This window comes from Kitasatospora sp. NPDC051705 (assembly GCF_044453265.1).
Taxonomy (GTDB): domain Bacteria; phylum Actinomycetota; class Actinomycetes; order Streptomycetales; family Streptomycetaceae; genus Kitasatospora.
Map to the genome: position 1 here is coordinate 161,765 of NZ_JBITCO010000014.1, position 22,900 is coordinate 184,664.

Consider the following 22,900-nt stretch of genomic DNA (forward strand, 5'->3'; position numbering starts at 1 on the left):
CCCGTACTCCTGAGCCGGCCCGCCGCGCGCCGAGGCGCCGCGGCGGGCCGCGCCACGTACTTCCGTAGATCGATCGAACGAGGTTGAAGACCGTGAGCACTCCAGTCATCGGCGTCCTCGCCCTGCAGGGCGACGTCCGCGAGCACCTGGTCGCGCTGGCCGAGGCCGACGCGCTGGCCCGTCCGGTGCGCCGTGCCGAGGAGCTGGCCGAGGTCGACGCGCTGGTGATCCCCGGCGGGGAGTCCACCACCATGTCCAAGCTGGCGCTGCTGTTCGGCGTGATGGACCCGCTGCGCGAGCGGGTGGCCGCCGGGATGCCGGTGTACGGCACCTGCGCGGGCATGATCATGCTGGCCGACAAGATCCTCGACGGCCGGGACGACCAGGAGACCGTCGGCGGCATCGACATGACGGTGCGCCGCAACGCCTTCGGCCGGCAGAACGAGTCCTTCGAGTCCGGGATCGCCTTCAAGGGCATGGCGGACGCGCCGGTGCACGGCGTCTTCATCCGCGCCCCCTGGGTCGAGGCCGTCGGGGCCGGCGTCGAGGTGCTCGCCGAGCTGCCCGCCGCGGACGGCCCGGACAGCAGGATCGTGGCGGTGCGCCAGGGCAACCTGCTGGCCACCTCGTTCCACCCGGAGCTCACCGGCGACCACCGCGTGCACGCCTATTTCGTCGCCATGGTCGAGGAGCACCTCGCCGCGAAGTGACGGGGTTCCTACCACCCGTTGCGACACCGGTAAGATCTCATCTGTTTCATTTCCATTTGGCGACGTAAAGGAGCTGGCGATGTCCGGCCACTCTAAGTGGGCTACCACCAAGCACAAGAAGGCCGTGATCGACGCCAAGCGCGGCAAGCTCTTCGCCAAGATGATCAAGAACATCGAGGTGGCGGCGCGCACCGGCGGTCCCGACCCGGCCGGCAACCCGACCCTCTACGACGCCATCCAGAAGGCGAAGAAGAGCTCGGTCCCGATCGACAACATCAACCGCGCCGTCAAGCGCGGTGGTGGTCTGGAGGCCGGCGGCGCCGACTACCAGACGATCATGTACGAGGGCTACGGCCCGAACGGCGTCGCCGTCCTGATCGAGTGCCTCACCGACAACCGCAACCGCGCGGCCTCCGACGTGCGCGTCGCGATGACCCGCAACGGCGGCTCGATGGCCGACCCGGGCTCGGTGTCGTACCTGTTCACCCGCAAGGGCGTCGTGATCGTCCCCAAGGCCGACGGCGTGGACGAGGACAAGCTCTTCGAGGTCGTCCTCGACCAGGAGCCCGAGGAGATCAACGACCTCGGCGAGTCGTTCGAGATCGTCTCCGAGGCCTCCAAGATGGTGGCCGTGCGCACCGCGCTGGTGGACGCCGGCGTCGACTACGACTCGGCCGAGGCCAACTTCCTCCCGAGCATGCAGGTCGAGCTGGACGTCGACGGCGCCCGCAAGATCCTGAAGCTGATCGACGCGCTGGAGGACAGCGACGACGTGCAGAACGTCTTCGCCAACTTCGACATCTCCGACGAGGTCGGTGCGCAGCTCGACGCCGAGTGATCCTCCCCGAGTGATCGCCCGCGGGCGATCACCGGCGGGTGATCGTTCCCGCGGCCCGGCCCGGTGGTCCCAGGACCGCCGGGCCGGTGTCGTCGGCGGGGTTGTCGGACCCGGACGGTAGCCTTCGCAGGTCGCCCGCCGTGAGCCGCGGAGCGCGCCGGCGCCGGGTCCGGATCCGGGCCCGGGCCCGGAGGCGGGCGGCGATCGACGGAGAGGCGGGGCTTGTGGTTCGGGTACTGGGCGTGGACCCGGGGCTGACCAGGTGCGGGGTCGGCGTGGTCGAGGGTGCGCCGGGCCGGCCGCTGCGGATGGCCGGGGTCGGGGTGGTGCGCACGCCCGCCGAGGCCGAGATCGGGCAGCGGCTGCTGCTGGTCGAGCAGGGCATCGAGCAGTGGCTCGACGAGCACCGGCCCGACCTGGTGGCCGTCGAGCGGGTCTTCGCCCAGCACAACGTGCGGACGGTGATGGGCACCGCCCAGGCCAGCGCGGTCGCGATGCTCTGCGCCACCCGGCGCGGCATACCGGTCACCCTGCACACGCCGAGCGAGGTCAAGGCCGCCGTCACCGGCTCCGGCCGGGCCGACAAGGCCCAGGTCACGGCCATGGTGCAGCGCCTGCTGCGGCTGGACGCCCCGCCCAAGCCGGCCGACGCCGCGGACGCCCTGGCGCTGGCCATCTGCCACATCTGGCGCGGCGGCGCGACGAACCGCCTGGAGGCCGCGGTGCGGGCGGCCCGCGCCACCTCCCCGCAAGCCCGTCCCACCCCCCGTTGAAAGGCAGTAGCCGGTGATCGCCTTCGTGCAAGGGCCCGTGGCGGCCATCTCCTCCGGACTCGCCGTGGTCGAGGTCGGCGGGGTCGGCATGGCCGTGCAGTGCACGCCGAGCACGCTGGCCGGGCTGCGGCTGGGGGAGCCGGTCCGCCTCGCCACCTCGCTCGTGGTCCGGGAGGACTCGCTGACCCTGTTCGGCTTCGCGGACGACGACGAGCGCGCCGTCTTCGAGATCCTGCAGGCGGCCCCGGGCGTCGGCCCCAAGCTGGCGCAGGCGATGCTCGGGGTGCACAGCCCGGACGCGCTGCGGGCCGCGGTGGCCGGCGGCGACGAGAAGGCGCTGGTGGCGGTGCCCGGCATCGGCAAGGCCAAGGCGGCCAAGCTGCTGCTGGAGTACAAGGACAAGCTGGGCGCCCCGCACGGCGCGGTGCCGGCGCAGAAGCCGATCGCGGCCGGTCCGGCTCCGTGGAGCGAGCAGCTGCACTCGGCGCTGACCGGCCTCGGCTACGCTCCGCGGGAGGCGGACGAGGCGGTCGCGGCCGTCGCCCCCGAGGCGGAGGCCCAGGCGACGCCGGACGTCGGTGCGCTGCTCCGGCTCGCCCTGCGCGGCCTCAACCGGGCCCGCTGACCACTGACGATCTGTCCGTTTGTCGACTTTGGAGTCCACAGCACATGAGCGAGCGAAGCGGGGCGGGGTCATGAGTGCGTACGACCCCGATCCGGTCGACCGGCTGGTGACGCCCGCCGCCGACGGTGAGGACCAGGCGGTCGAGGCGGCGCTGCGCCCCAAGCTGCTGGAGGAGTTCATCGGCCAGGAGCGGGTGCGCGAGCAGCTGTCCCTGGTGCTCCAGGCGGCCCGCAAGCGCGGCAGCGCCCCGGACCACGTCCTGCTCAGCGGGCCGCCCGGGCTGGGCAAGACCACCCTGTCCATGATCATCGCCGCCGAGCTGGGCGCCCCGATCCGGATCACCTCCGGCCCGGCGATCCAGCACGCGGGCGACCTCGCGGCGATCCTCTCCTCGCTCACCGAGGGCGAGGTGCTCTTCCTCGACGAGATCCACCGGATGTCCCGGCCGGCCGAGGAGATGCTCTACATGGCGATGGAGGACTTCCGGGTCGACGTGATCGTCGGCAAGGGGCCGGGCGCCACCGCCATCCCGCTGGAGCTGCCCCCCTTCACCCTGGTCGGCGCCACCACCCGGGCCGGCCTGCTGCCGCCGCCGCTGCGGGACCGCTTCGGCTTCACCGGCCACATGGAGTTCTACGCGCCGGCCGAGCTCCAGCAGGTGGTGCGGCGCTCGGCCGCGCTGCTGGACGTGGAGATCGACCCGGCGGGCGCCGCCGAGATCGCCGGCCGCTCGCGCGGCACCCCGCGCATCGCCAACCGGCTGCTGCGCCGGGTCCGCGACTTCGCGCAGGTGCGGCACGACGGCCTGGTCAGCGCCGAGATCGCGGCCAGGGCGCTGGACGTCTACGAGGTGGACGCACGGGGCCTGGACCGGCTGGACCGCGCGGTGCTGAACGCGCTGCTGCGGCTCTTCGGCGGCGGTCCGGTCGGTTTGTCGACACTGGCGGTCGCCGTGGGTGAGGAGGCCGAGACGGTGGAGGAGGTGGCCGAGCCGTTCCTGGTCCGCGAGGGGCTGCTGGCCCGGACCCCGCGCGGGCGGATCGCCACCGCCGCCGCCTGGCAGCACCTCGGGATGACCCCTCCGGTCCAGACCACCCGCGGCGCGGTGCCGGCCCAGTCCGAACTCTTCCCGGCCGACGGGGGCTGAACGGGTGACCGCCCGCCGCCCGCTTCCCGGTGGGCGGTGCCACCGCGCCCCGAGGAGAAGCCACGGGAGAAGTCCGGGGAAACTGTGCAGGCGGAGGGTCGCCACTTTCGGCGGCAGGATGCGATGCTTGGCGTTGTCCGATCAGTTCGGGGTCGCCTAGACTCCGCCGGACCGCCCCTCTCACCTGACGGGCCGACCATTACCACACAGGCTGCCGATCGGCGGCCCGTAAAGGACCCTGGCTGCAGTGAACTTCATCATCCTTCTCCTCCCGATCCTGGCGATCGTGCTCATGTTCCGGTCGCAGAAGAAGCGCCAGCAGCAGCAGCAGCAGATGCAGACCTCGCTGGAGCCCGGGGCGGGAGTGCGCACCATCGGCGGCCTGTACGCCCAGGTGAAGGCGGTCAACGAGGAGACCATCGAGCTGGAGATCGCTCCCGGCGTGGTCACCCACTTCACCAAGAGCGCGATCGCGGCCGTCCTGGACCCCCAGGAGTACGACGCGATCATCAACGGCCGCCCCGCCGACGACGAGCTCGCCGAGCCGGAGGCCGAGGACGCCGAGCCGGTCGAGGACAAGCCGCTGACGCTGACCAAGGACAGCGCCGAGAAGGGCGACGTCGAGGGCGGGGCTCCCGCGAGCAAGTAGTACGGTCGGGCACCAGCCCGGCCGCGCGGCGCAGTGCCGCGAGCCCACAGGACCTCAGGGCCGCAGAACCGCCATGCCCCCGTCCCGCCACGAGCCGGACGGGGGTCCGGTCGGGGAGGTGGCATGGACAGGGAGAAACGAGCAAGGTGGCAACACCCAAGTCGCGCCCGCGCGACGGCTACCCAGGGCGGGCACTGGCCCTCATCCTGGTCGTCACCGTCGGACTGGTCGCCCTCATGTTCGGGACGGGCAACACCAAGCCCCGGCTCGGGATCGACCTCGCCGGCGGCACCAGCATCACGCTGACCGCGAAGTCGACGGACCCCAAGGCGATCAACAAGTCCAGCATGGACATCGCCACCGGGATCATCGAGCGCCGCGTCAACGGTATGGGTGTCTCCGAGGCGGAGGTCCAGACCCAGGGCGACGACACGATCATCGTGAACATCCCCAAGGGCGGCGACCGGCAGAACGCGGCGGACCAGGTCGGTACCACCGCCAAGCTGTTCTTCCGCCCGGTCCTCGCCGTGGCGCCCAGCGGCTTCACCCCGCCCGCGCCCAGCGGCTCCCCGTCGGCCGGTGCCACCGGCTCCCCGAGCGCGACCCCGTCGAACGGTGCCACCGCGGCCCCCTCGGCCACCGCCTCCGGCACGCCCGCCGCGAGCGCCAGCCCCACCAAGCAGGGCCGCGCCCTCGGTGAGGCCCTCGCCGCCGACGCCAGCCCGAGCGCCGCCGCCACGGGCGCGAGCACCGCCCCGAGCGCCCCGGCCGCCGGCACGCCGTCCGCCGCCGCCACCCAGCCCAGTGCCGCCGACGTCAGCGCCGCGCTGACCCAGGGCACCGTGCCGCCGGAGCTGTCCGCCGCCTTCGCCGCCCTCGACTGCTCCAAGCCCGAGGTCCGCGCCGCCCAGACCGGCGCCGACGACAAGGCCGTCGTGGCCTGCTCGCAGAAGCCCCAGAACGGCTACTACGAGAAGCTGGCCCTCGGCCCCGCGGCCGTGAAGGGCGCGGACGTCTCCAAGGCCCAGGCCACCATCGACACCCAGACCGGCGCCGGCTGGCAGGTCCAGCTGCAGTTCAACGGCACCGGCACCGACGCGTTCGCCAAGGTCACCGGCCAGCTGGCCACCCAGACCCCGCCGACCAACCAGTTCGCGATCGTGCTGGACAACGAGGTCGTCTCGCACCCGCAGGTCAACGGCCCGATCCCGGGCGGCAGCGCCGTCATCACCGGCCGCTTCACCCAGGCCGAGGCGCAGGACCTGTCCAACGTGCTGAGCTTCGGCGCCCTGCCGCTGGAGTTCGCCAAGAGCGACATCACCACCGTCTCCCCGGCGCTCGGCAGCGACCAGCTCAAGGCCGGCCTGATCGCCGGCGCCATCGGCATGCTGCTGGTGGTCGTCTACTCGCTGGTCTACTACCGCGGCCTCGGGCTGGTCTCGATCGCCGGTCTGCTCGTCTCGGCGGCCCTGACCTACTCGATCATGAGCCTGCTCGGCGGCGGGATCGGCTTCGCGCTGAACCTGCCGGCCGTCTGCGGCGCGATCGTCGCGATCGGCATCACCGCGGACTCCTTCATCGTGTACTTCGAGCGCATCCGCGACGAGGTCCGCGAGGGCGCCCCGCTGCGCCCGGCGGTCCAGCGGGCCTGGCCGCGCGCCCGGCGCACCATCCTGGTCTCGGACTTCGTGTCGTTCCTCTGTGCCGCGGTGCTCTACGTGGTCTCGGTCGGCAAGGTCCAGGGCTTCGCGTTCACCCTGGGTCTGACCACCGCGCTGGACGTCGTGGTGATCTTCCTCTTCACCAAGCCGCTGATCACGCTGCTGGCCCGGCGGAAGTTCTTCTCCGACGGCCACCCGTGGTCCGGTCTGGACCCGAAGCGGCTGGGCGCCCGCCCGCCGCTGCGCAGCAGCCGTCGCCGTAGCTCCTCCTCCTCTGCCGCCGTGAAGGAGGCCTGACACCGTGTCTCGCTTCTCCAATCTGGGTCACCGGCTCTACCAGGGCGAGGTCAGCTTCGACTTCGTCGGCCGCCGCAAGCTCTGGTACTCCATCTCCGGCGTGATCGTGCTGGTCGCGGCGATCGGCCTGGCCATGGGCCTGCACCTGGGCATCGAGTTCAAGGGCGGCTCGGTCTACACCGTGAGCAAGCCCGGGCTGACCGTCTCGCAGGCGCAGGAGACGGCCGACAAGGTCGTCAGCTCGCACCCGCTGGTGCAGTCGACCGACAACGGCAAGATCCGCATCCAGGTCAGCACCGAGGAGTCGAAGAGCTCGGACGAGATCCGCTCCGAGCTCTCGCAGAAGCTGTCCGTCCCGCTGAACACGGTCGAGGCCCAGGTCATCGGCCCCAGCTGGGGCAAGCAGATCTCCCAGAAGGCGCTCACCGGCCTGATCATCTTCATGATCCTGGTGACGGCCTACCTGGCGATCGCCTTCGAGTGGCGGATGGCGGTGGCCGCCCTGGTCGCCCTCATCCACGACCTCCTGATCACCATCGGCGTGTACGCCCTGGTGGGCTTCGAGGTCACCCCCGGTACGGTGATCGGCTTCCTGACCATCCTCGGGTACTCGCTCTACGACACGGTCGTCGTCTTCGACACCGTGAAGGAGAACACCAAGGGGCTCACGAAGCAGAACAAGCTCACCTACAGCGAGGCGGCCAACGCGGGCCTCAACCAGACCCTGGTGCGTTCGCTCAACACCACGGTGGTCGCCCTCCTGCCGGTCGCGGCGCTGCTGTTCATCGGTGGCGGCATCCTGGGCGCCGGCACGCTGAACGACATCTCGCTCGCGCTGTTCATCGGCCTCGCGGCCGGTGCCTACTCCTCGATCTGCGTCGCCACCCCGCTGCTGGCGCAGCTCAAGGAGGAGCAGCCCGAGATGAAGGCGCTGCGCAAGCGGGTCCTGCAGCACCGGGCCGCGGCCGCCAAGGCCGCCGCCGCGGGCGAGGCCCCGGGCGAGGAGATCGCGGACGAGGACCTGCCGGCGGGTATGGTCGGTCAGCGTGGCCGTGCGGCCGGCACCCCGCGTGCCAAGGGCCGTCCGTCCTCCAAGCGCTGAGCCCGACCCCGACCCCCGAGGACACCACCGTGACCACCGCCGACACCGCCCCTCCCAGCCCGCAGCCGGGCGGGAGGGGCCCGCTCGCCGAGCTGCTGAACAGCCGGATCCGGGACGTCCCGGACTACCCGAAGCCGGGCGTGCTGTTCAAGGACATCGCGCCGCTGCTCGCCGACGCCGAGGCCTTCGGCGCCCTCACCCGGGCGCTGGCGGACCGGGCGCTGGAGCTCGGGGCGACCAAGGTGGTGGGCCTGGAGGCGCGCGGCTTCGTGCTGGCGGCCCCGGCGGCCGTCGCGGCCGGACTCGGTTTCGTGCCGATCCGCAAGCAGGGCAAGCTGCCCGGCGAGGTGTTCCGGCGCTCGTACGAGCTGGAGTACGGCTCGGCGACGCTGGAGGTGCAGTGCGACGCCTTCGCGCCCGGTGAGCGGGTCCTGGTGGTGGACGACGTGCTGGCCACCGGTGGCACCATCGGTGCCTCGCTGGACCTGGTGAAGGAGGCCGGCGCCGAGCTGGTGGGCGTCCTGGTGCTGATGGAGCTGGGCTTCCTGGACGGCCGGCAGCGGCTGGCCGGGCACCTCGGCGGGGCTCCGCTGGAGACGCTGGTCACGGTCTGAGGGACCTGATGGAGGGCGGCGGTCGGATCATCCGACCGCCGCCCTTCCGTTTCCGGGCCGGGTGGATGAACACCGGGCCGCCCGGCTCGGTACCATGAAGATTCATCCCCTCCCGGTCGCGTCGCACCGTACGGGCCGCGGCAGGGGTCGGCCCCCCGGTGCCCCGAGGAGAGTCCTTGCCCGACGAGGTTGTGCCCACGGCCGCAGCGGCCGCCCCCGACAACCGTCCCACGCCCTCGGGGGCCACCCCGGCACGCCCGGCGCCGACCTCCTCGCGACCGACCGCGCCGACCGGCCGCGGCTCCTCCTCCGGCGGCATGCGCGCCCGCCTGGCCCGCCTCGGCGGCCAGCGCTCCAGCGTGCTCAACCCCGTTCTGGAGCCGCTGTTCCGCTCGATCCGGGCGAACGACCCGAAGGCCGACCCGGCGCTGCTGCGGGACATCGAGCGGGCCTACGCCGTCGCCGAGAAGTGGCACCGCGGGCAGAAGCGCAAGAGCGGCGACCCGTACATCACCCACCCGCTCGCCGTGGCGACCATCCTCGCCGAGCTCGGGATGGACGCCCCGACCCTGATGGCCGGGCTGCTGCACGACACGGTCGAGGACACCGACTACGGCCTGGAGACCCTGCGCAAGGACTTCGGCGACTCGGTGGCCCTGCTGGTCGACGGCGTCACCAAGCTCGACCGGGTCAAGTTCGGCGAGGCCGCGCAGGCCGAGACCGTCCGCAAGATGGTCGTCGCGATGGCCAAGGACCCGCGGGTCCTGGTGATCAAGCTGGCCGACCGCCTGCACAACATGCGCACGATGCGCTACCTCAAGCGGGAGAAGCAGGAGAAGAAGGCCCGCGAGACCCTCGAGATCTACGCCCCGCTGGCGCACCGGCTGGGCATGAACACCATCAAGTGGGAGCTGGAGGACCTCGCCTTCGCGATCCTCTACCCCAAGATGTACGACGAGATCGTCCGGCTGGTCGCCGAGCGCGCCCCCAAGCGGGACGAGTACCTGGCGACCGTCATCGACCAGGTCCAGGGGGACCTGCGCGGCGCCCGGATCACCGCCTCCGTCACCGGCCGGCCGAAGCACTACTACTCGGTCTACCAGAAGATGATCGTCCGGGGCCGGGACTTCGCCGAGATCTACGACCTGGTGGGCATCCGGGTCCTGGTCGACACCGTCCGCGACTGCTACGCGGCGCTGGGCACCATCCACGCGCGGTGGAACCCGGTGCCGGGGCGGTTCAAGGACTACATCGCGATGCCCAAGTTCAACATGTACCAGTCGCTGCACACCACGGTGATCGGCCCGGGCGGCAAGCCCGTCGAACTGCAGATCCGCACCTTCGACATGCACCGCCGGGCCGAGTACGGCATCGCCGCGCACTGGAAGTACAAGCAGCGCGCGGTGGCCGGCGCCTCCAAGGTCCGCACCGACACCCCGACCCAGGTCCGCAAGGACGACAAGGCCGGCGCCGTCAACGAGATGGCCTGGCTGCGGCAGCTGCTGGACTGGCAGAAGGAGACCGCCGACCCGGGCGAGTTCCTCGAGTCGCTCCGCTTCGACCTGGCCAGCAACGAGGTCTTCGTCTTCACGCCCAAGGGCGACGTGATAGCGCTGCCGGCCGGTGCGACCCCGGTCGACTTCGCCTTCGCGGTGCACACCGAGGTCGGCTACCGGACCATAGGGGCCCGGGTGAACGGGCGGCTGGTGCCGCTGGAGTCGACCCTGGAGAACGGCGACACCGTCGAGGTGTTCACCTCCAAGGCGGAGAACGCCGGCCCGTCCCGGGACTGGCTGGGCTTCGTCAAGTCGCCGCGCGCCCGCAACAAGATCCGCGCCTGGTTCTCCAAGGAGCGCCGCGAGGAGGCGATCGAGCACGGCAAGGAGGCGATCGTCCGGGCGATGCGCAAGCAGGGCCTGCCGATCCAGCGGATCCTGACCGGCGACTCGCTGGTCACCCTGGCCCACGAGATGCGCTACCCCGACATCTCCTCGCTCTACGCCGCGATCGGCGAGGGCCACGTCGCCGCGCAGAACATCGTGCAGAAGCTGGTCCAGGCGCTCGGCGGCGAGGAGGGCGCCACCGAGGACCTCGCCGAGACCGCGACCCCGACGCACGACAACCGCCGCGCGGTGCGCCGCCGGGCCAAGGGCGACCCGGGCGTGATCGTCAAGGGCGTCGAGGACGTCTGGGTCAAGCTCTCCCGCTGCTGCACCCCGGTGCCGGGCGACCCGATCCTCGGCTTCGTGACCCGCGGCAACGGCGTCTCCGTCCACCGCGCCGACTGCGTCAACGTCGAGGCGCTGAGCCAGCAGCCGGAACGGATGATCGACGTCGAGTGGGCGGCCACCCAGTCCTCGGTCTTCCTGGTGGCCATCCAGGTCGAGGCGCTGGACCGGTCCCGACTGCTGTCGGACGTCACCCGGGTGCTCTCCGACCAGCACGTCAACATCCTGTCGGCGGCGGTGCAGACCTCCCGCGACCGGGTCGCGATGAGCCGCTTCACCTTCGAGATGGGCGACCCGAAGCACCTCGGCCACGTGCTCAAGGCCGTCCGCGGCGTCGAGGGCGTGTACGACGTCTACCGCGTCACCTCGGCCCGCAAGTAGCGGCCGGGCGCGCGGCGCGCACGAGGAAGGCCCCCGGGGGAGTTCCCCCCGGGGGCCTTCGGCGTACGGCGGGCCGACCGGGACGGTCAGCCGCTGAACTCCTCCTGGCTGCGGTGCGCCTGCTCCAGCAGGGTCTGCACACCGGCCAGCTCGGACTCCAGCTTCGCGGCCTTGGACGCGTTGCCGGCGGCACGGGCCTTGTCCAGGTCGGCCTGGATCTTCTCGGCCTTGGCCTCGAACAGGCCGACCATGCCGGCGGCACGGGCCTTGGCCTCCGGGTTGGACCGCTTCCACTCGGCGTCCTCGGCCTCGCGGATGGCCCGCTCGACCGCGTTCAGCCGGCCGTCCAGCTTCGGACGGACGTCGCGCGGCACGTGCCCGATCGCCTCCCAGCGCTCGTTCACCTCGCGCAGCGCGGCCTTGGCCGCCTTCAGGTCGGTGATCGGCAGGATCGCCTCGGCCTCGGCCGCCAGCGCCTCCTTGAGCTGCTGGTTGGCGACCTGCTCGGCGTCCCGCTCGCTGAACACCGCGGAACGGGCCTGGAAGAACACGTCCTGCGCGCCGCGGAACCGCGCCCACAGCTCGTCCTCGACGTCGCGCTGGGCCCGGCCGGCGGCCTTCCAGCGCGCCATCAGGTCGCGGTAGCGGGCCGCGGTGTCGCCCCACTCGGTGGACGAGGAGAGCGCCTCGGCCTCGGTGACCAGCGCCTCCTTGGTCTGCCGGGCCTGCTCGCGCTCGGCGTCCAGGGTCGCGAAGTGCGCCTTGCGGTGCTTGGAGAAGACCGAGCGGGCGTGCGAGAAGCGGTGCCACAGCTCGTCGTCGCTCTTGCGGTCCAGGCGGGGCAGGCCCTTCCAGGTGTCCACCAGGGCGCGCAGCCGGTCCCCGGCCTCCCGCCACTGGGTCGACTCGGCGAGCTGCTCGGCCTCGGCGACCAGCGCCTCCTTGGCGGTGCGGGTCTCGTCCTGCGCCTTGGCCCGGGCGGCCTTGCGCTCCTCGCGCCGGCTCTCGATCTCGCCGGCGAGCGTGTCCAGTCGCTTGGCCAGGGCCTCCAGGTCACCGACCGCGTGCGCCTCGACGACCTGGGTGCGCAGGTGGTCCAGCGCGGTCTGGGCGTCCTTGGCGGCCAGGTCGGTGGTGCGCACCCGCTTCTCCAGCAGGCCGATCTCCACCTCGATGCCCTGGTACTTGCGCTCGAAGTAGGCGAGGGCCTCCTCGGGCGAGCCGGCCTGCCAGGAACCGACGACGCGTTCGCCGTCGGCCGTCCTGACGTAGACCGTGCCCTGCTCGTCGACACGGCCCCACGGGTCGCTGCTCATAGCGCGTCCTCCACATGACGTCGCGCCCGCGCCGGGGCGGCGCGCGTCCGTCGTCCACAGTTGATGTGCGGCGGACCGATGAGTCCGCCGTCCCCGTCCGCCGAGACTTGCTGCCGAGGGTGGCGGCTAGGCGGGTCCGGGCACCCTATACAACGCCAACATAGGCGACCAGGCCCGGTGCTGTCCGCATCCGGGCCGGGCGATTTCGGGCCCGGGCCGCCCGCGGGCGCCGTCGGCAAGCCTCGCGGGCGACCCCGGGGTAGGTCAACCCTTCGTGGCGGTGACCGAGTTGAAGGTGACGTCGGCCATCGGGTGGCCGTCCGTGCCGCCCTCCAGGGTGCCCGCGGCGGCGATCTTCTGCACCACGTCCAGGCCGCCGGTGATCTTCCCGAAGGGGGTGTAGTTCGGCGGCAGCTGGGTGTCCTTGTAGACCAGGAAGAACTGGCTGCCGTTGGTGCCCGGGCCGGAGTTGGCCATCGCCACGGTGCCCGCCGGGTAGGTCGCGCCGGTCAGGTTCTCGTCCGCGAACTTGTAGCCCGGGTCGCCGGTGCCGCCGGGGACGGTCGCGCTGGCGGTCGGGTCGCCGCACTGCAGCACGAAGATGCCGTCGGTGGTCAGACGGTGGCACTTGGTGTGGTCGAAGTACTTCTCGCCGGCCAGGAAGGCGAAGGAGTTCACCGTGTGCGGCGCCTTGGCCGCGTCGAGCGACAGCGTCACCTTGCCGCAGTTGGTGTCCAGCACGGCCGTGTACGAGGCGGCGGTGTCGATCGACATGGCCGGCTCGGTCTTCCACTGCTTGCCGTTCGGCGCACCCGGCGCCGGCGCGGCGCAGCCCTCGACCGCCTTGCGGACCGGGGTGGTCGGCTCGTTGGCCTGGGTGGGCGCGGCCTGGGGCGACTTGTCCTTGCCGTCCGAGTCGAACGCGCCGGTGCCGATCAGCGCACCGCCGCCGGCCAGGACCACGACGGCGAGCGAGGCGCCCAGGATCGCGTTGCGGCGCTTGCGCGCGGCCCGGGCCGCGGCCCGGCGTTCCGCCTGGCGCTCGTACTTCTCTCGGGCGAGCTGCCGCCGCCGCTGTTCGCTGCTGACCACCGGCCGTGTCTCCTACGGATGTGCTGGAAAAGTGGATGGGTACCGGAGCGGATCATCGCATCCATCAGCGGCCAAGTGTAGGGACCGGGCCCGTAAGAACGCGGTGAACCTGTCAGGACGAAGCGCGGCCGCCACCCGCATCTGGTTCGCAACCGGACCCGCACCGCCGGTAGGCTGCCCATACACCACTGGTAGCCGCATCCCCGGAAGCCGCCCCCAGCACCCGGCAGCCGCACCCGCAGCCGCCGCTGCCGACCGCATCACGAAGGACGCGCGTGTTCATCGCCGGATTCCCCGCTGGAGCCTGGGGCACCAACTGCTACCTGGTCGCACCGGCGGCGGGCGAGGAGTGCGTCATCGTCGATCCCGGCCACCAGGCGGCCCGCGGCGTCGAGGAGATGGTCCGCGAGCACCGCCTCAAGCCCGTCGCCGTGCTGCTCACGCACGGCCACATCGACCACGTGGCCTCGGTGGTCCCGGTCTGCGGCGCCCGCGGCGTCCCGGCCTGGATCCACCCCGAGGACCGGTACATGATGTCCGACCCGGAGAAGGCGCTCGGCCGCTCCCTGGGCACCCAGCTGATGGGCGAGCTCACCGTCGGCGAGCCCGACGACGTGCGCGAGCTCACCGACGGCGCGCTGCTGGAGCTGGCCGGCCTGGAGCTCACCGTCGACCACGCCCCGGGCCATACCGGGGGGTCGGTGACCTTCCGGACGCCCGGTGCCGAGGACCTCCCCCCGGTGCTGTTCTCGGGCGACCTGCTGTTCGCCGGCTCCATCGGGCGTACCGACCTCCCGGGCGGGGACAGCGCGGCGATCATGCGCTCGCTGGCCCGGGTGTGCCTGCCCCTCGACGACACCACCGTGGTCCTCTCCGGCCACGGCGGACAGACCACCATCGGCCGCGAGCGCGCCACCAACCCCTACCTCCGAGAGGCAGCGGGGGCGGCAGGCGCCCCGGCCTTCCCGCGACGAGGAATGTGACGGAAGAGAAGTTGAGCACCTTCACCGCCCCCAAGGGCACCTACGACCTGCTGCCCCCCAGCTCCGCGACCTTCCTGGCGATCCGCGAGCGCATCGCCGCGCCCGCCCGCCGGGCCGGCTACGGCTACGTCGAGACCCCGGTCTTCGAGGACGTGAAGCTCTTCTCCCGCGGCGTCGGCGAGTCGACCGACATCGTCAGCAAGGAGATGTACAACCTCACCACCCGGGGCGGCGACGAGCTCGCGCTGCGTCCGGAGGGCACCGCCTCGGTGCTGCGCGCCGCCCTCCAGGCCAACCTGCACAAGCAGGGCAACCTGCCGGTCAAGCTCTGGTACTCCGGCTCGTACTACCGCTACGAGCGCGCCCAGAAGGGCCGCTACCGCCAGTTCTCGCAGGTCGGGGCGGAGGCCATCGGCGCGGAGGACCCGGCGCTGGACGCCGAGTTGATCATCCTGGCCGACGACGCCTTCCGCTCGCTGGGCCTGAGCGACTACTCGCTGCTGCTCAACAGCCTCGGCGACAAGCAGTGCCGCCCGGTCTACCGCGCCGCCCTGGTCGAGTTCCTCGCCGGCCTGGACCTGGACGAGGACACCCGCCGCCGCGCCGGGATCAACCCGCTGCGCGTCCTCGACGACAAGCGCGAGGCCGTGCAGGCCCAGCTCGTCGACGCCCCGAAGCTGCGCGACTACCTGTGCGAGGAGTGCAAGGCGTACGACGAGAAGGTCCGCGAGCTGCTCACCGCGAACGGCGTCGCCTTCGTCGACGACCCCAAGCTCGTCCGCGGCCTGGACTACTACACCCGCACCACCTTCGAGTTCGTGCACAACGGCCTCGGCGCCCAGTCCGCGATCGGCGGCGGCGGCCGCTACGACGGCCTCTCCGAGATGATCGGCGGCCCGGCGCTGCCCTCCGTCGGCTGGGCCCTCGGCGTGGACCGCACCTTCCTGGCGATGGAGGCCGAGGGCGCCGCCCTGGACCTCCCCGCCGCCACCTCCGTGTACGCCGTCGCGCTCGGCGAGGAGGCCAAGAACGTCCTGTTCGCCAAGGTCGTCGAGCTGCGCCGGGCCGGTGTCGCCACCGACCTGGCGTTCGGCGTGAAGAGCATCAAGAACGCCATGAAGTCGGCCGACCGGTCCGGCGCCCGCTTCGCCCTCGTCGCCGGTGACCGCGACCTCGCCGAGGGCGTCGTCCAGCTCAAGGACCTGACCACCGGCGAGCAGAACCCCGTCGCCCTCGACGCACTCGTCACCACCCTGAAGGAGAAGCAGCTGTGATCCGCACGCACGACGCGGGCACGCTCCGCCCGGAGCACGCAGGCACCACCGTCACCCTGGCCGGCTGGGTCGCCCGCCGCCGCGACCACGGCGGTGTCGCCTTCATCGACCTGCGCGACGCCTCCGGCACCGTGCAGATCGTGGTCCGCGACCTGGACTCGGTGCACGGCCTGCGCGCCGAGTACTGCGTCAAGGTCGTCGGCGACGTCCGGGTGCGCCCCGAGGGCAACGAGAACCCCGACATCCCGACCGGCGCCGTCGAGGTCGTCGTCAGCGGGATCGAGGTCCTCTCCGAGGCCGCCCCGCTGCCCTTCCCCGTCGCCGAGTACGAGCCGGGCACGGTCAACGAGGAGGTCCGGCTGCGCTACCGCTACCTGGACCTGCGGCGCGAGGGCCCGGCGAAGGGCCTGCGGCTGCGCTCGAAGGTCAGCAACATCATCCGCCGGGTGATGGAGGAGAACGACTTCCTCGACATCGAGACGCCGTACCTCACCCGCTCCACCCCCGAGGGCGCCCGCGACTTCCTCGTCCCGGTCCGCCTGCAGCCCGGCCACTGGTACGCCCTGCCGCAGTCGCCCCAGCTGTTCAAGCAGCTGCTGATGGTGGCCGGCATGGAGCGCTACTACCAGATCGCCCGCTGCTTCCGCGACGAGGACTTCCGCGCCGACCGGCAGCCGGAGTTCACCCAGCTGGACATCGAGGCCTCGTTCGTCGACCAGGAGGACATCCTGGCCCTCGGCGAGAAGATCGTCGGCGCCATCTGGCGCGAGGTGCACGGCTACGAGCTGCCCGCCCCGCTGCCCCGGATGTCCTACGCGGACGCCATGTCCCGCTACGGCTCCGACAAGCCGGACGTCCGCTTCGGGCAGGAGCTCACGGACCTCACCGAGTACTTCAAGGGCACCGCGTTCCGCGTCTTCCAGGCCCCGTACGTCGGTGCCGTGGTCATGCCCGGCGGCGCCTCGCAGCCCCGCAAGGCGCTGGACGCCTGGCAGGACTGGGCCAAGGCGCGCGGCGCCCGCGGCCTGGCCTACGTCGTCATCGACGCCGAGACCGGCGAGCTGCGCGGCCCCGTCGCCAAGAACCTGTCCGAGGAGCACCTGGCCGGCCTGGCCGCCGCCGCGGGCGCCAAGAACGGCGACGCGATCTTCTTCGCGGCCGGCAAGCAGCGCGCCTCCCAGGAGCTGCTGGGCGCCGCCCGCCTGGAGATCGGCCGCCGCTGCGAGCTGATCGACGAGTCGCAGTGGGCCTTCCTCTGGGTCGTCGACTTCCCGATGTTCGAGCCCATCGAGGACGACAAGGGCGAGTTCCAGGGCTGGCACGCGGTGCACCACCCGTTCACCGCACCGACCGCCGAGTCGCTGGCGACCTTCGACACCGACCCGGGTGCGGCGCTCTCCAACGCCTACGACCTGGTCCTCAACGGCTCGGAGCTGGGCGGCGGTTCGATCCGTATCCACCAGCGCGACGTGCAGAAGCGGGCGTTCGACGCGATCGGCCTCTCCGAGGAGGAGGCGGCCTCGCAGTTCGGCTTCCTGCTGGACGCCTTCAACTACGGCCCCCCGCCGCACGGTGGCGTCGCCTTCGGTCTCGACCGGATCGTCACGCTGCTCGGCGGCTACGACACCATCCGGGACGTCATCGCCTTCCCGAAGACGTCCACCGGCGGGGACCCGCTGACCGGCGCCCCGACGCCGATCACCCCGGCGCAGCGCCGCGAGGCGGGCGTGGACGCCACCCCGAAGCAGCGCGAGGACGCCAAGTCCGAGGCCCAGCCCAAGGCCTGACGCCGAATCCGCTAACCTGCAACGGCCCCGGACGGTCCACCCACCGTCCGGGGCCGGTCCACAACGGTGTGTGACACAGGGAGGGTTGACTCATGAAGGTCACCACGAGAGTCGAATGTCCGGACGACGCCCCGGCCACCAGACGCGTCCACATGGCCGCGTTCCCCGGCCCGGACGAGGCGGACCTGGTGGACGCGCTGCGCCGCGATCCCGCCTGGGTGCCCGGGCTGTCCGTGGTCGCGGTCGACGAGACCGGGCTGGTCATCGGGCACGCGCTGCTGACCCGGCTGCGGGTCGGCGAGGACGGCCTGGGGCTGGCGCTCGCGCCGGTCGCGGTCGCGCCGGAGTGGCAGCGCAAGGGCGTCGGCGAGCTGGTCGTCCGGGCCGCGCTGGCGGCGGCCGAGGAGGCGGGCGAGAAGCTCGTGGTCGTCCTCGGCGATCCGGCGTACTACGGGCGGTTCGGCTTCGCCCCGGCCGTGCGGCACGAGGTCAGCGGCCCGTTCGAGGTGCCCGAGACCTACTTCCAGACGCTGGCGCTGCCCGCGTACGACGGCGGTCCGCGCGGGCTCTGCCGTTACCCGGAGCCGTTCGTCTCGGTCTAGGCCGCGCCCCGGGCCGCGCCGGCCCGACCCCCGCCGAACGGTACCGTGACCCGGCAGCTGCGCACGAACGCGGCCATCGCCGGCGTGAGTTCGCGGTCCTTCGGCCAGTAGAGCCCGACCTGGCTCGGGCTGAGCCCCCGCACCGGCCGGTAGGCGACGTCATCCCGCGCGGCCAGCCGGCTCATCGTCTCCGGTGCGAAGCCGACGCCCTGGCCGCACACCACCGCGGCCAGCCACTCGTCGGAGTTGTGCGCCACCGCGCCGATCCGCACCGGACGCCCGCCCCGCTCGTGGGCCGCGAGCCAGTACTCGCGCCAGTGCCCGGCCTCGTGCGGTATCGCCACGAACGGTTCGTCCGCCAGGTCCTCGAGGTCGAGCTCGGCCCGGGCCGCCAGCCGGTGCCCGGCCGGCAAAGCCGCGACCCGCGCCTCCTGGCCGAGCACGGCGGCGTTGTAGTGCTCGACCAGCCACGGCGGTCCGTGCCAGAGCGTCAGGTCGATCTCGCCGGTGGCCAGTCCCGAGGTCGGGTCGAACCAGTTGTTCTGCCGCAGCTCCACCTGCCAGCCGGGCATCCGCCGGGCGAAGTCGGCGAGCGTGCTGCGGGTCACCAGGTTGATGATGCCGCCCTCGAACCCCACCCGCAGCACCGAGCACTGCCCGGCCGCGGCCGCGCGGGTGGTGCGCAGCGCGTCGTCCCAGCCGGCGAGCAGCGCCCCGGTGTGCTCCGCCAGTGCCCGGCCGGCCTGGGTGGGCGTCATGCCGCGCCGCGAGCGCTCGAACAGCTCGACCCCGAGCAGCGCCTCCAGCTGGCGGATCTGCTTGGTCAGCGTCGGCTGGGAGACGAACAGCCGGGCCGCCGCGGCGGTCAGCTGACCCTCCTCGCAGACCGCGGTGAAGCTGCGCAGCAACCGGGTGTCGACATCCATGCCCCAAGGTTATGGAACGGGATATTGGACCGGCCCGGCAGGTGTGGGCCAAGGTTGATCGTTCGGCGTCCGCGCCGATCGGACGGGGGAGCGCGGCAGCGGCGGTTCAGGGGGCCGCCGCTGCCGCGGACCCGTCGCACGACCTGCGGAACCGGCCCCCAGCGCCTACGGTGACTGGTGATCAGCGGCGTCGGACGGAGGAGCCCAGGTGGCGAAGGAGCAGCGGACCGCGGAGTCGGAGCGGCTGTCGAGGAAGCCCTACGAGCGGGAGCTGCTGCGGCTGCAGCAGGAGCTGGTCAAGCTCCAGGAGTGGGTGCGGGTCACCGGGGCCCGGCTGGTGGTGGTCTTCGAGGGCCGGGACGCCGCGGGCAAGGGCGGCGCGATCAAGCGGGTGACGGAGTATCTGAACCCGCGCATCGCCCGGGTCGCGGCACTGCCGACGCCGACCGAGCGGCAGCGGACGCAGTGGTACTTCCAGCGTTACGTCGAGCAGTTGCCGGCCGCCGGCGAGATCGTGCTGTTCGACCGCAGCTGGTACAACCGGGCCGGCGTGGAGCGGGTGATGGGCTTCTGCACCGACGAGGAGTACTGGCAGTTCCTGCACCAGTGCCCGACCTTCGAGCGGATGCTCATCGAGGCGGGCATCCTGCTGCGCAAGTACTGGTTCTCGGTCAGCGACACCGAGCAGGAGGCGCGCTTCCGGGCCCGGCTGGGGGACCCGATGAAGCGCTGGAAGCTCTCCCCGATGGACGTCGAGTCGATCACCCACTGGGAGGACTACTCGCGGGCCAAGGACGAGATGTTCGGCCACACGGACGTCCCGGACTCGCCGTGGCACGTGGTGGAGAGCGACGACAAGCGCCGGGCGAGGATCAACATGATCGCCCACCTGCTCTCCACCGTCCCGTACCACGAGGTCACCGCGCCGAGGATCGACCTGCCGCCCCGCCCGGCCCCGCGCGGCTACCAGCGGCCCCCGCGCGACCTGCAGAAGTACGTTCCGGACCACGCGGCGAAGCTGGGCTAGGACGTGGTCCCGCGGATCCCGTCGGACGGGTCGCGCCGCCGCGGTCCGCGCAGGCGCCCCGGGGCTGTCACGGCCCTCGCATAGGCTTCCGGTGTGGACGAACCGGACCTCTTCACCGCCGCCGCCGAGGAACGCCAGGCCAGGGAGCCCGGGCGGGCCCCGCTGGCCGTGCGGATGCGCCCGCGCACGCTGGACGAGGTGGCCGGGCAGCGGCAGCTGCTGAAACCCGGCTCGCCGCTGCGCCGGCTGGTCGGGGGCTCGCGCGGGCCGGCCGCCACCAGCTCGGTGATCCTCTGGGGCCCGCCCGGGACGGGCAAGACCACCCTGGCGCACGTGATCAGCCAGGCCGTGGAGGGCCGCTTCGTCGAGCTGTCCGCGATCACCGCCGGGGTCAAGGAGGTCCGCGCGGTGATCGACGGCGCCCGGCGGGCGGTCGGCATGTCCGGCCGGGAGACGGTGCTGTTCCTGGACGAGATCCACCGCTTCTCCAAGGCGCAGCAGGACTCGCTGCTGCCCGCCGTGGAGAACCGCTGGGTCACCCTGATCGCCGCGACCACCGAGAACCCCTACTTCTCGGTGATCTCCCCGCTGCTGTCGCGCTCGCTGCTGCTCACCATGGAGTCGCTCACCGACGAGGACGTCCGCGCCCTGCTGCGCCGGGCGGTGGCCGACGAGCGCGGCCTGGAGGGCGCCCTGGAGCTCACCGGGGAGGCCGAGGACCACCTGGTCCGGCTGGCCGGCGGGGACGCCCGGCGGGCGCTGACCACCCTGGAGGCGGCCGCCGGGGCGGCGCTGGAGAAGGGCGAGCCGAGCATCACGCTGGCCACCACGGAGACGGCCGTGAACCAGGCGGCGGTGCGCTACGACAAGGACGGCGACCAGCACTACGACGTGGCGAGCGCGCTGATCAAGTCGATCCGGGGCAGTGACGTGGACGCCACGCTGCACTACCTGGCCCGGATGATCGAGGCGGGGGAGGACCCGCGCTTCATCGCCCGCCGGCTGATGATCTCCGCCAGCGAGGACGTCGGCCTGGCGGATCCGACGGCCCTGCAGACGGCGGTCGCGGCCGCCCAGGCGGTGGCCCTGATCGGCTTCCCGGAGGCGCGGATCATCCTCTCCCAGGCGGCGATCGCGCTGGCGCTGGCGCCCAAGTCCAACGCCGCCTATCTGGCGATCGACGCGGCGCTGGCGGACGTCCGGCAGGGCCTGGCGGGGGCCGTCCCGCCGCACCTGCGGGACGCGCACTACGGGGGCGCGGGCAAGCTGGGCCACGGGCGGGGCTACCAGTACCCGCACGACCTGCCGGAGGGCATCGCGGCCCAGCAGTACGCGCCGGACGCGGTGCACGGCAAGGAGTACTACCGGCCGACCCGCCGCGGCGGCGAGGCCCGCTACGCGGACGTGGTGGAGTGGACGCGGGGGCGGCTGCGGGGGGAGTGAGCCCCGCCGGGGGGCGGGTGATCGGCCTCCCGGGCTGCCGGTATACTCGATCGGAGTGCCATGTCCCGGGACGGCGGCGGGGGAGACCCCACCGACCGGCCGCACCAGCGGGGCAGTGGCCGTAGGCCTCCTCCGGGAGGTCCGCACCAGGAGCGTCGCGCACCGTTATCGGTGTCGCGGGCGGCCGGACACCCGGCCGGCCCGTGTGACAAGCACTTCCGTGCCCGGCTCCGGAGAGCGGCTGATCGCGTCCGCGCAGGCGGCGTGGTTTTCTCCGGGTCGCGACGTGCGACCTCCGTCAACACCTGGTGAAGCCGTATTCGTAAGCAAGGAAGGTTTGGTTCATGGCGAACCAGAAGCGCCCCAAGGTCAAGATCGCGCGTGCGCTCGGCGTGCCGCTGACCCCGAAGTCCGTCAAGTACTTCGAGGCCCGCCCGTACCCGCCCGGCCAGCACGGCCGTGGTCGCAAGCAGAACTCGGACTACAAGGTCCGTCTGCTCGAGAAGCAGCGTCTGCGCGCCCAGTACGACCTGAGCGAGAAGCAGATGGCGCGCGCGTTCGACCGCGCGAAGAAGGCCGAGGGCAAGACCGGTGAGGCGCTCGTCGCCGAGCTGGAGACCCGCCTCGACGCCCTGGTCCTGCGTTCGGGCATCGCCCGCACCATCTACCAGGCCCGTCAGATGGTCGTCCACGGCCACATCGAGGTCAACGGCGGCAAGGTCAACAAGCCGTCGTACCAGATGAAGCCGGGCTTCGTGGTGACCGTCCGCGAGCGCAGCAAGGAGAAGGTCCCGTTCCAGGTCGCCCGTGAGGGTGGCTACGCGGGCGAGGGCCAGACCCCGAAGTACCTCGAGGTCAACCTGAAGGCCCTGGCCTTCCGCCTGGACCGTGCGCCGCAGCGCAAGGAGGTCCCGGTGATCTGTGACGAGCAGCTGGTCGTCGAGTACTACTCGCGCTGACCCGCGGCGGTTCCGCTCCGGCGGTACCACAGCGAGCCCCCGTCGCCTTTCGAGGCGGCGGGGGCTCGTCCCTTTTCCGGGGTGTGTCCCCGGTGTCCCCGGGATGCCCCCGGGGCCGGGTCGGCAGCGGCTCTCAGAGGTCCTCGCCGGTCATCGCGGCGGCCATCCGCAGGTGCGGGCGGGCCTCCGCGGCGCGGCCGCGGCGCTCCAGGGTGCGGCCGAGCATCAGCCGGGCGTAGGCCTCGGCCGGGTCGGCGTCGAGGATCCGGCGCAGCTCCTCCTCGGCGCGGCCGAGCTGGGCGGAGTGGTAGTAGCTGCGGGCCAGCAGCAGCCGGACGGAGAGGTTGCCCGGCTCCTCGGCCAGCACGCCCTCCAGCAGGCGGGCGGCGTCGGTGTACGCCTTGGACTCGAAGTGGAACGTCGCGAGGCGGTACTCGTCGGCGGTGGTGGTCACGGCCACGGTGGG

Annotated in this window: 21 protein-coding genes; 17 read left to right on the forward strand and 4 right to left on the reverse strand. The window is 72.3% G+C overall.

What is annotated here, in order from left to right; all coding sequences use genetic code 11:
* Positions 1-92 precede the first annotated feature (92 nt).
* The 10 genes from pdxT to ACIA8Q_RS20010 all read left to right on the forward strand — a co-directional run bounded on the left by pdxT (position 93) and on the right by ACIA8Q_RS20010 (position 11,025).
* Positions 93-710 (forward strand): pyridoxal 5'-phosphate synthase glutaminase subunit PdxT, encoded by a 618-nt coding sequence (pdxT, locus tag ACIA8Q_RS19965; protein WP_360208872.1) that lies wholly within the window; start codon positions 93-95, stop codon positions 708-710.
* A 79-nt stretch (positions 711-789) separates the two neighbouring features.
* A complete protein-coding gene (locus ACIA8Q_RS19970; protein ID WP_313762932.1) occupies positions 790-1,548 on the forward strand; it encodes a YebC/PmpR family DNA-binding transcriptional regulator in 759 nt (252 codons plus the stop codon).
* 224 nt (positions 1,549-1,772) lie between these two features.
* Positions 1,773-2,321 (forward strand): crossover junction endodeoxyribonuclease RuvC, encoded by a 549-nt coding sequence (gene ruvC, locus ACIA8Q_RS19975; protein WP_360208875.1) that lies wholly within the window; start codon positions 1,773-1,775, stop codon positions 2,319-2,321.
* Between the two features lie 13 nt (positions 2,322-2,334).
* Positions 2,335-2,946, forward strand: coding sequence for a Holliday junction branch migration protein RuvA (gene ruvA / locus ACIA8Q_RS19980; protein WP_360208877.1), 612 nt, complete (start codon positions 2,335-2,337; stop codon positions 2,944-2,946).
* Between the two features lie 70 nt (positions 2,947-3,016).
* Positions 3,017-4,093, forward strand: a complete 1,077-nt coding sequence (gene ruvB / locus ACIA8Q_RS19985) for a Holliday junction branch migration DNA helicase RuvB (RefSeq protein WP_360208879.1) — start codon at positions 3,017-3,019, stop codon at positions 4,091-4,093.
* Positions 4,094-4,340: 247 nt separating this feature from the next.
* Positions 4,341-4,742: a preprotein translocase subunit YajC gene (yajC, locus tag ACIA8Q_RS19990; protein WP_360208882.1), complete on the forward strand. Its 402-nt coding sequence runs from the start codon at positions 4,341-4,343 to the stop codon at positions 4,740-4,742.
* A gap of 146 nt (positions 4,743-4,888) precedes the next feature.
* Positions 4,889-6,700: a protein translocase subunit SecD gene (gene secD, locus ACIA8Q_RS19995; protein ID WP_387905906.1), complete on the forward strand. Its 1,812-nt coding sequence runs from the start codon at positions 4,889-4,891 to the stop codon at positions 6,698-6,700.
* 4 nt (positions 6,701-6,704) lie between these two features.
* Positions 6,705-7,802, forward strand: a complete 1,098-nt coding sequence (gene secF / locus ACIA8Q_RS20000) for a protein translocase subunit SecF (RefSeq protein WP_360208884.1) — start codon at positions 6,705-6,707, stop codon at positions 7,800-7,802.
* Between the two features lie 29 nt (positions 7,803-7,831).
* Positions 7,832-8,416 (forward strand): adenine phosphoribosyltransferase, encoded by a 585-nt coding sequence (locus tag ACIA8Q_RS20005; protein WP_360208886.1) that lies wholly within the window; start codon positions 7,832-7,834, stop codon positions 8,414-8,416.
* A 191-nt stretch (positions 8,417-8,607) separates the two neighbouring features.
* Complete coding sequence (locus ACIA8Q_RS20010; protein WP_387905935.1) at positions 8,608-11,025, forward strand: RelA/SpoT family protein; 2,418 nt, start codon at positions 8,608-8,610, stop codon at positions 11,023-11,025.
* 86 nt (positions 11,026-11,111) lie between these two features.
* Here the strand turns inward: ACIA8Q_RS20010 and ACIA8Q_RS20015 are convergent, their stop codons facing one another.
* The gene (locus ACIA8Q_RS20015; RefSeq protein WP_360208888.1) at positions 11,112-12,341 is read right to left on the reverse strand and encodes a DUF349 domain-containing protein; all 1,230 of its coding nucleotides are present in this window, start codon (positions 12,339-12,341) and stop codon (positions 11,112-11,114) included.
* Between the two features lie 264 nt (positions 12,342-12,605).
* On the reverse strand, positions 12,606-13,433 hold the full coding sequence (locus ACIA8Q_RS20020; protein WP_360208891.1) for a peptidylprolyl isomerase: 828 nt from the start codon (positions 13,431-13,433) through the stop codon (positions 12,606-12,608).
* 275 nt (positions 13,434-13,708) lie between these two features.
* Between ACIA8Q_RS20020 and ACIA8Q_RS20025 the strand changes: the two genes are divergently transcribed.
* The 4 genes from ACIA8Q_RS20025 (at position 13,709) to ACIA8Q_RS20040 (ending at position 18,079) form a co-directional block, all read left to right on the forward strand.
* Complete coding sequence (locus tag ACIA8Q_RS20025) at positions 13,709-14,416, forward strand: MBL fold metallo-hydrolase (protein WP_360208894.1); 708 nt, start codon at positions 13,709-13,711, stop codon at positions 14,414-14,416.
* 11 nt (positions 14,417-14,427) lie between these two features.
* Positions 14,428-15,690 (forward strand): histidine--tRNA ligase, encoded by a 1,263-nt coding sequence (gene hisS, locus ACIA8Q_RS20030; protein ID WP_360208897.1) that lies wholly within the window; start codon positions 14,428-14,430, stop codon positions 15,688-15,690.
* On the forward strand, positions 15,687-17,477 hold the full coding sequence (gene aspS, locus ACIA8Q_RS20035) for an aspartate--tRNA ligase (protein ID WP_387905910.1): 1,791 nt from the start codon (positions 15,687-15,689) through the stop codon (positions 17,475-17,477). The genes hisS and aspS overlap by 4 nt, the downstream gene beginning before the upstream one ends.
* 92 nt (positions 17,478-17,569) lie before the next feature.
* Entirely contained in the window at positions 17,570-18,079 is a 510-nt protein-coding gene (locus tag ACIA8Q_RS20040) for an N-acetyltransferase (protein WP_360208901.1), read from the forward strand.
* Here ACIA8Q_RS20040 and ACIA8Q_RS20045 read toward each other — a convergent pair.
* Complete coding sequence (locus ACIA8Q_RS20045) at positions 18,076-19,005, reverse strand: LysR family transcriptional regulator (RefSeq protein ID WP_360208903.1); 930 nt, start codon at positions 19,003-19,005, stop codon at positions 18,076-18,078. The genes ACIA8Q_RS20040 and ACIA8Q_RS20045 overlap by 4 nt on opposite strands.
* Positions 19,006-19,213: 208 nt before the next feature.
* On the opposite strand from ACIA8Q_RS20045, the gene ppk2 reads away from it, so the two are divergent.
* The 3 genes from ppk2 to rpsD all read left to right on the forward strand — a co-directional run bounded on the left by ppk2 (position 19,214) and on the right by rpsD (position 22,434).
* A complete protein-coding gene (gene ppk2, locus ACIA8Q_RS20050; protein WP_360208906.1) occupies positions 19,214-20,032 on the forward strand; it encodes a polyphosphate kinase 2 in 819 nt (272 codons plus the stop codon).
* A 93-nt stretch (positions 20,033-20,125) separates the two neighbouring features.
* Positions 20,126-21,475 carry a replication-associated recombination protein A gene (locus ACIA8Q_RS20055; protein WP_396317500.1) on the forward strand — a complete coding sequence of 450 codons (1,350 nt, stop codon included), beginning with the start codon at positions 20,126-20,128 and terminating at the stop codon, positions 21,473-21,475.
* Between the two features lie 344 nt (positions 21,476-21,819).
* Positions 21,820-22,434, forward strand: a complete 615-nt coding sequence (gene rpsD / locus ACIA8Q_RS20060; RefSeq protein ID WP_360208910.1) for a 30S ribosomal protein S4 — start codon at positions 21,820-21,822, stop codon at positions 22,432-22,434.
* Between the two features lie 133 nt (positions 22,435-22,567).
* Here the strand turns inward: rpsD and ACIA8Q_RS20065 are convergent, their stop codons facing one another.
* Positions 22,568-22,888 carry a tetratricopeptide repeat protein gene (locus tag ACIA8Q_RS20065; protein WP_387905937.1) on the reverse strand — a complete coding sequence of 107 codons (321 nt, stop codon included), beginning with the start codon at positions 22,886-22,888 and terminating at the stop codon, positions 22,568-22,570.
* Positions 22,889-22,900: the final 12 nt, after the last annotated feature.